The organism is Clostridium sp. (genome assembly GCF_029267215.1).
Classification (GTDB): domain Bacteria; phylum Bacillota; class Clostridia; order Clostridiales; family Clostridiaceae; genus Sarcina.
In genome coordinates, this window is sequence record NZ_JARIDH010000075.1 from 1 (window position 1) to 4,016 (window position 4,016).

1 protein-coding gene and 1 pseudogene are annotated in these 4,016 nt (G+C 33.7%); both read right to left on the reverse strand.

Annotation, left to right across the window (positions count from 1 at the left end; translation table 11 throughout):
* Positions 1 to 72 (reverse strand): annotated as a pseudogene (locus Q1K13_RS11985) (30S ribosomal protein S12); the annotation flags it as partial.
* A 393-nt stretch (positions 73 to 465) separates the two neighbouring features.
* Positions 466 to 4,002 carry a DNA-directed RNA polymerase subunit beta' gene (gene rpoC / locus Q1K13_RS11990; RefSeq protein ID WP_300351246.1) on the reverse strand — a complete coding sequence of 1,179 codons (3,537 nt, stop codon included), beginning with the start codon at positions 4,000 to 4,002 and terminating at the stop codon, positions 466 to 468.
* Positions 4,003 to 4,016 lie beyond the last annotated feature (14 nt).

The following is a 4,016-nucleotide window of genomic DNA, read 5'->3' on the forward strand; positions in this document are numbered from 1 at the left end:
AAGAGCTGGTGCAGTTGATTTTGATGCTACTGTTTTTCTGCCTTTTCTTACTAATTGGCTTATAGTTGGCATACTTTCACCTCCTGATAAATTATTTAACTATCTATATAAATTTTAGATGTTAACATCTTAATCTAAGATTAATGCTAATGCTGATTTTACATCTATGCAACACATTTCACCTAAGATTTTCATGTTTTCAACATGTATTACTTTGATTCCACATTTTTAGCTAAATTGATTAAGTGAATAACTATTTTATCGTTAGTATTTTTACAACATATAAAATTATACCTTCACTATTCTTCATAGCTTTTGTGGACTTTTTTATGCAATAACTTTATTTCCTAAAAGTCTGTCTGCAATAAGATACCTTCCATGTAGACAAGTTAATCTCTTAGTATTTTGCTAATCACACAAACTGTATTGTATCATCTAAGAATACTACTGTCAACAAAATTCATTTTATTCTTCAATGTCATTTATTGTTTCAGTTTCTATATTATTGTTTTCAGTGTTTAATTTCATTGATCTGTACTTCATCATACCTGTACCTGCTGGAATTAACTTACCAATTATAACATTCTCTTTTAATCCAACAAGAGGATCTATCTTACCTTTTATTGCTGCATCAGTAAGAACTCTTGTTGTTTCTTGGAATGATGCTGCTGATAAGAAGCTGTCTGTAGCAAGAGCTGCTTTAGTGATACCTAAAAGAACAACATCCCCTTCAGCTTTCACTCCTCCAAAACTTTCAACTCTTTCATTTTCATCTCTAAAATCAAACATATCTATCATTACACCAGGTAATAAATTAGTATCACCTTGCTCAGTTATTTTTATCTTTCTAGTCATTTGTCTTACAACAACTTCTAAGTGTTTATCGTTTATATCAACACCTTGAAGTCTGTAAACTTTTTGTACTTCTGAAAGTAAGTATTCTCTTGCTCCATCAACACCTTTGATACTCATTATATCATGTGGGTTAACTGAACCTTCCGTTATCTCATCTCCAGCACTTATAGCTACACCATCTTTAGCTTTTAATCTTGAACCAAATGGTATATCATAACTATATTCTTCCCCTGAATCAGTAACAACATAAACGGTTCTTTTCTTTTTAGTTTCTTCTATTCTAACAGTACCAGCAACTTCACTTACTATTGCTAATCCTTTTGGTTTTCTTGCCTCGAATAACTCTTCAACCCTTGGAAGACCTTGAGTTATATCAGCTCCAGCAACTCCACCTGTATGGAATGTTCTCATCGTAAGTTGTGTTCCTGGTTCTCCAATTGATTGAGCAGCTACAATACCAACAGCTTCACCAATATTTATTTTGTGTGATGTAGCCATATTCATACCATAACACTTAGTACATACTCCAACCTTAGAATCACAAGTGAATACAGACCTTATTTTTACTTTTTGAATTCCAGCATCAGCTATTTTTTCAGCTAAAATTGGATCCATATAAGTATCTTTTGCAGCTAAAAGCTCTCCAGTTTCAGGATGTAAAACATCTTCTGCTGTATATCTTCCTGTTAATCTTTCAGCTAATTGTTCAACTACCTCTGAACCTTCTTTTATTTCTTCAACGTAAATACCATTTTGAGTTCCACAATCGTGTTCTCTTACTATAACATCTTGGCTTACATCAACAAGTCTTCTTGTCAAGTAACCTGAATCAGCAGTTTTAAGTGCTGTATCGGCATTACCTTTTCTGGCTCCATGAGTAGATAGGAAGTATTCTAATACATCAAGACCTTCTCTGAATGATGCTCTGATTGGTAGCTCGATGATTTTACCTGACGGACTAGCCATAAGTCCTCTCATACCAGCTAGCTGTTTAATCTGTGACTTAGATCCTCTGGCTCCTGAATCTGCCATCATGAATATTGGGTTGAATTTATCCAAGCTATTCATTAATGTATCCGCAACTTCTTCAGTAGTCTCAGTCCATTTTTCTATAACTCTTTCATATCTTTCATCTTCAGATATAAGACCTCTTCTATACATTTTCTCAATCTTATCTACAGTTTCATCAGCTTCTTTTAGTAACTCATATTTCTTTTGAGGAACTATCATATCTGATGCAGCAACTGTAACAGCTCCAATTGATGAATAATGATATCCAGTAGCTTTTATGTTATCAAGCATTATTGAAGTCTTAGTAGGACCATGCTTTAAGTAACACTTATCTATTATTTTTCCTAATGACTTTTTAGTTATTAAGAACTTTATTTCTAAATCAAACATCTCTTCTGGATTTTCTCTATCAACAAATCCTAAATCTTGAGGAATACATTCATTAAATATTATAAATCCTGGAGTTGTTTTTATTATTCCTGACTTAAATTCTCCGTTAATTTCTTTAGTAACTCTAACGTTGACCTTAGCATGAACATCTATAGCTTTTACTTGGTAAGCCATTATTACCTCATCAAATGAAGAGAAATATTTTCCTTCACCTTTAGCCCCATCTTTATCCATTGTTAAATAATATGAACCAAGAACCATATCCTGAGTAGGTACACAAACTGGTCTACCATCAGAAGGTTTCATGATATTACCTGCTGCAAGCATTAAAAATCTAGCTTCTGCTTGAGCTTCAACTGATAAAGGTACGTGAACAGCCATCTGATCTCCATCGAAGTCAGCGTTATATGCTGTACAAACAAGTGGATGAAGTTTTATAGCTCTACCTTCAACTAATACAGGTTGGAATGCCTGAATACCTAGTCTATGTAGAGTCGGCGCTCTGTTTAATAATACTGGATGATCAGCAATTACTTCTTCAAGCACATCCCATACTTGAGGCATTACTCTTTCAACCATTCTCTTAGCACTCTTAATGTTATGAGCTACTCCGTCTTCAACTAGTTTTTTCATAACGAAAGGCTTAAATAGCTCTAAAGCCATTTCTTTTGGAAGACCACATTGGTACATTTTTAATTCTGGTCCAACAACGATAACAGATCTTCCTGAATAGTCAACCCTCTTACCAAGTAAGTTTTGTCTAAATCTTCCTTGCTTACCTTTAAGCATATCTGATAATGATTTAAGAGGTCTGTTTCCAGGACCAGTTACCGGTCTTCCTCTTCTACCATTATCTATAAGAGCATCTACAGCTTCTTGAAGCATTCTTTTTTCATTTCTTACGATTATATCTGGAGCTCCAAGATCTAATAACTTCTTAAGTCTGTTATTTCTATTTATAACTCTTCTGTATAAATCATTTAAATCTGAAGTAGCAAATCTACCTCCATCTAATTGAACCATTGGTCTTAAATCAGGTGGTATAACTGGTATCACATCTACCACCATCCACTCTGGCTTATTTCCAGATGATTTGAATGATTCTACAACTTCTAATCTTCTTATTATCCTAACTTTCTTTTGACCTGTACTTTGTTTTAATTCTTCTTTAAGTTCAGCCGCAGTTCTTTCTAAATCTATTTCAGCTAATAGAATTTTAACAGCTTCGGCACCCATTCCAGCTACGAAGCTTTCTTCACCATATTTGTCACACGCTTCTCTATATTCTTTTTCATTAAGAAGTTGTTTCTTTAATAATGAAGTTTCTTTTGGATCTATAACTATATATGATGCAAAATATAAAACTTTCTCTAAAGCTCTTGGTGACATATCAAGAATTAATCCCATTCTTGAAGGTATTCCTTTGAAATACCATATGTGAGATACTGGAGCAGCTAACTCAATATGAGCCATTCTTTCTCTTCTAACCTTAGATTTAGTTACTTCAACACCACATCTGTCACATACAATACCTTTATATCTTACTCTTTTGTATTTTCCACAGTGACATTCCCAATCTTTTATAGGTCCGAATATTCTTTCACAGAATAAACCGTCTCTCTCAGGTTTTAAAGTTCTATAGTTAATAGTTTCAGGTTTCTTTACTTCTCCTCTAGACCACTCTCTAATTTGTTCTGGAGATGCTAACCCGATTTGTAAAGCATCAAAATTATTTAATTCGAACAAGGGTGTGTCCTCCC